The organism is Ilyobacter sp., from assembly GCF_041583315.1.
Taxonomy (GTDB): Bacteria; Fusobacteriota; Fusobacteriia; order Fusobacteriales; family Fusobacteriaceae; genus Ilyobacter.
Genome location: NZ_JBFHGC010000348.1, coordinates 1 through 3137, shown reverse-complemented (window position 1 = coordinate 3137; position 3137 = coordinate 1). Strand labels below are relative to the sequence as shown.

General features: G+C 35.5%; 5 protein-coding genes. 1 reads left to right on the top strand and 4 read right to left on the bottom strand.

The window, feature by feature from the left end:
- Positions 1-334 precede the first annotated feature (334 nt).
- Positions 335-1399: a magnesium/cobalt transporter CorA gene (gene corA / locus ABZA26_RS11150; RefSeq protein ID WP_372714602.1), complete on the top strand. Its 1065-nt coding sequence runs from the start codon at positions 335-337 to the stop codon at positions 1397-1399.
- A gap of 97 nt (positions 1400-1496) precedes the next feature.
- Here corA and ABZA26_RS11145 read toward each other — a convergent pair whose 3' ends face one another.
- From ABZA26_RS11145 to ABZA26_RS11130, 4 genes are all read right to left on the bottom strand, one after another.
- Positions 1497-1880, bottom strand: coding sequence for an Mth938-like domain-containing protein (locus ABZA26_RS11145; RefSeq protein ID WP_372714601.1), 384 nt, complete (start codon positions 1878-1880; stop codon positions 1497-1499).
- 24 nt (positions 1881-1904) lie between these two features.
- Positions 1905-2354 carry a phosphohistidine phosphatase SixA gene (sixA, locus tag ABZA26_RS11140; RefSeq protein WP_372714600.1) on the bottom strand — a complete coding sequence of 150 codons (450 nt, stop codon included), beginning with the start codon at positions 2352-2354 and terminating at the stop codon, positions 1905-1907.
- A gap of 2 nt (positions 2355-2356) precedes the next feature.
- Positions 2357-2818: a VanZ family protein gene (locus ABZA26_RS11135; protein ID WP_372714599.1), complete on the bottom strand. Its 462-nt coding sequence runs from the start codon at positions 2816-2818 to the stop codon at positions 2357-2359.
- A 155-nt stretch (positions 2819-2973) separates the two neighbouring features.
- A complete protein-coding gene (locus ABZA26_RS11130) occupies positions 2974-3129 on the bottom strand; it encodes a YchJ family metal-binding protein (RefSeq protein WP_372714603.1) in 156 nt (51 codons plus the stop codon).
- Positions 3130-3137 lie beyond the last annotated feature (8 nt).

The window sequence follows — 3137 nt, the reverse complement described above, 5'->3', positions numbered from 1 at the left end:
TTATTCTTTAATTTATTGTGCTAAAAATGTTTTGAATCTTTCGGCCATTGATAAAATAAGCGTTAGGAATGACTGAGAGAAATCTTTAGAAAAAATCGATGTCTGAGCGAAGCGAGTTTCGATTTTTTCTTAGATTTCCGAAGGCATTTAGCTTATTTTTCACAGGCCTTGATTTTTGGTTACTTTTCATCAAGGAAAAGTGACAGAATCTTTATAAATTCAATAATTCATTAAATTAATCCAAAAAATAAAAAAAAGGTGACTTTTTTACAGGAATGAGATATATTTTTCAAATATACTTCTTATGGCTTTATTTTTGAAAGGGGATGGAAATATGGGAAAAGGATCGAAGAAGAAGATTAAAAAAGTAGGGGTACCACCGGGAACCCTTATCTACACCGGAAATAAAACAGTTGAAAAAATTGATATAGAATATTTTGTTTATGATGAAAAAGAATGCCAGATTCAAAATTACAATGCTTCTGATATAGGTAAACTAAACTCAGTGGACGGTAAGGTTGTATGGATAAATATTTTCGGACTGACAGATGTAGAATTTATAGGGAAAATTGGGGAAAAATTCGAAATTCATTCCCTTGTTTTAGAAGATATTCTCCACACTTCCCAGAGACCAAAGGTGGAAGAGGCAGAAGATTATATTTTTATGGTTATGAAGATGATGGGAACTCCCAACGGGAATAAAAAAATAGAGGAGGAACAGGTGAGTCTCATATTAAAAGAGGGACTCGTAATCTCTTTTCAGGAACATGCAGGGGATGTATTTGATATAATTAGAGAAAGGATCTTAAATTCCAAAGGTAAACTCAGGAAAAAAAAGGCAGATTACCTATTTTATTCTCTTTTAGATACAATAATAGATAATTATTTCCTCATTCTGGAAGAATATGACAACAGACTTGAAGAACTAAATACAGATGTTCTTGAAAAGCCAAAATCAGACCTGGTGGAAAATCTTCAAAAAATAAGGGTAGACCTCAATAACATGAAGAGAGATCTCTGGCCTCTGAGAGATGCCATAGGGAAACTGGAGAAGCATGAGTCACCTATGATGGACGAGAATACCAAGCTCTACATCAGAGACCTTTATGATCATACACTTCAGATAATAGATATAATGGAGGGCTTGAGAGACTCCCTTGGAAATATTTTTGAGCTCTATATGACCGGGATTAGTAACAGGATGAATGAAGTCATGAAAACTCTTACTATTATTGCCACGATATTTATACCCCTCACTTTTATAGCAGGGATCTACGGGATGAACTTTGAATATATGCCCGAACTGAAGTTTAGGATGGGATATCCTGTTTTATTGATTTTTATGGTTCTTATTTTTGTGGGTCTCATCGCTTTTTTCAGAAAGAAAAAATGGCTCTAAATATTCAAAATAAAATGCCACAGGATCCTAAGACGATCTCTTGTGGCATTTTTATATTATTTGATCTTATATTTGTAGCCATCAATCAGAAAGTGAGCTAACAGGTAGAGTGAAATAGTCCCCCTATACGAAGGTTTTCACCGGCCAATTTATTATAGAGGTCCACAGCTTTTCTGGTGTCCAGTATATGGCACTGGATTTTATGTTTTTCCAGGAGTTTTATGGTGGAATCCATAACCTCCAGGCTTGAGTACACTCCCCTAGAGAGCACAACCACTTCACAGCCTCTCTCTATTAGTTCCTCTATATCTGCCGGCTGTATACCGGGAGAGTGTTCGGTCCCTGTCTCAGACCAGTCCCATGGTCTGGCGCCTCCGGGATAGAGTTTAAAATCTTTCCCCTGTCCGTATCCTTCTATCTCCATGGCTCCCCATGCAAAGTTTAGTATTTTAGGTGATATATTTTTTAAGTCAGCTTTCATACTTTCACTCCTCCAATCTTTATATTACAGGTCTGGAGAAAACATCCACCTGATGAACCATCTGTCTTCCGATCTGTCCAGACAAACGACTCCTCCTGTTTTTATTTTCAGCAAAACTCCGTATTCCTCACCTGTGAGGATAAAAGAGGCAAATTTTTCCATGAAGGGCAAATGTCCCACATACATAACTCTGTCTGTGTTTTCATATTTTTTCCAAAACTCTTTTACATCGTCATTGGGATCGAGACCTTTAGATTTTGATATTTTACCGTCGCATATTTTTTCAGAAAATATCTCTGCCGATTCTTCAGCTCTTTTTTTGCCGCTGTGTATTACCTTTTCTACTTTCACCCCAAAGTTGGCCATTAAAAAGGCCATTTTTTCCACCTCAGACCTCCCTTCAGAAGATAGAGGCCTTTCAGAATTTTTTTCTGCAGAAACTGCTTCTCCGTGCCTTGCTAAATATATAGCCATTTTCATTCTCCTTTCAATATATTTTTTACTCTGTCTCTGTAAACAGTTTCGGATATTTTTCTCAAGATATCTCCAATAAAAATAGATGCTAAACCACCTGCACTGTCTATAAGAACATCACCAAATTCCGAACTTCTCCCTGGTATAAAAGACTGATGGAGTTCGTCAGAACAGGCGTATAAAAATACAATTGTTAAGACAATAAACTTGTTGGGGATACTTCTGGCATTATCATTAAAAGAAAGCTGAAGTGAGCTTCCCAGGAGAAAATACATGGTAAAATGGGCAGATTTCCTAACGGCATAAGAAAGTAGATCCTCTTTTAAATATTTCGAAGATAGTCTCTGTATGAACTCCAGAATTATCCCAGAACGTCTAGATGATTCCCCTGCATCTTCACTGGAAAACTTAAAAATAATAATCATAATTAAAATAGATATACATATAAAAAAATATTTTTTCATCCCTATCTCCCAGTTTAAAAATATTATAGTTATTTTTTTTCTTCTAAATAATAATTACACTTTTTGCGATAAAAACCCTTTAAATAATTTCTTTATAGTGAAAAAGTTAGAAGCAGTCTTAGATTATCACTTGTATCTGTAGATTTTGGCGATAATTATTCTGCCCAACCGTGATAATACCATCTGCCCTTTATTTTTATAAACTGGCTTTTCTCATGGTGCACATGGCTTTTTTCGTTGTTAATATAATGTGCTTTAAATTCCACCGTGCCTTTTCTGTCTCTCACTTTTCCGGCCTTTGTTTTAACTATTTCAAGAC

What these genes read in the sequence shown, in the direction of transcription:
- ABZA26_RS11145 (WP_372714601.1), bottom strand. Translation starts at nt 1,880, where the DNA reads ATGAAAGCTGACTTAAAAAATATATCACCTAAAATACTAAACTTTGCA.
- corA (WP_372714602.1), top strand. Translation starts at nt 335, where the DNA reads ATGGGAAAAGGATCGAAGAAGAAGATTAAAAAAGTAGGGGTACCACCG.
- sixA (WP_372714600.1), bottom strand. Translation starts at nt 2,354, where the DNA reads ATGGCTATATATTTAGCAAGGCACGGAGAAGCAGTTTCTGCAGAAAAA.
- ABZA26_RS11135 (WP_372714599.1), bottom strand. Translation starts at nt 2,818, where the DNA reads ATGAAAAAATATTTTTTTATATGTATATCTATTTTAATTATGATTATT.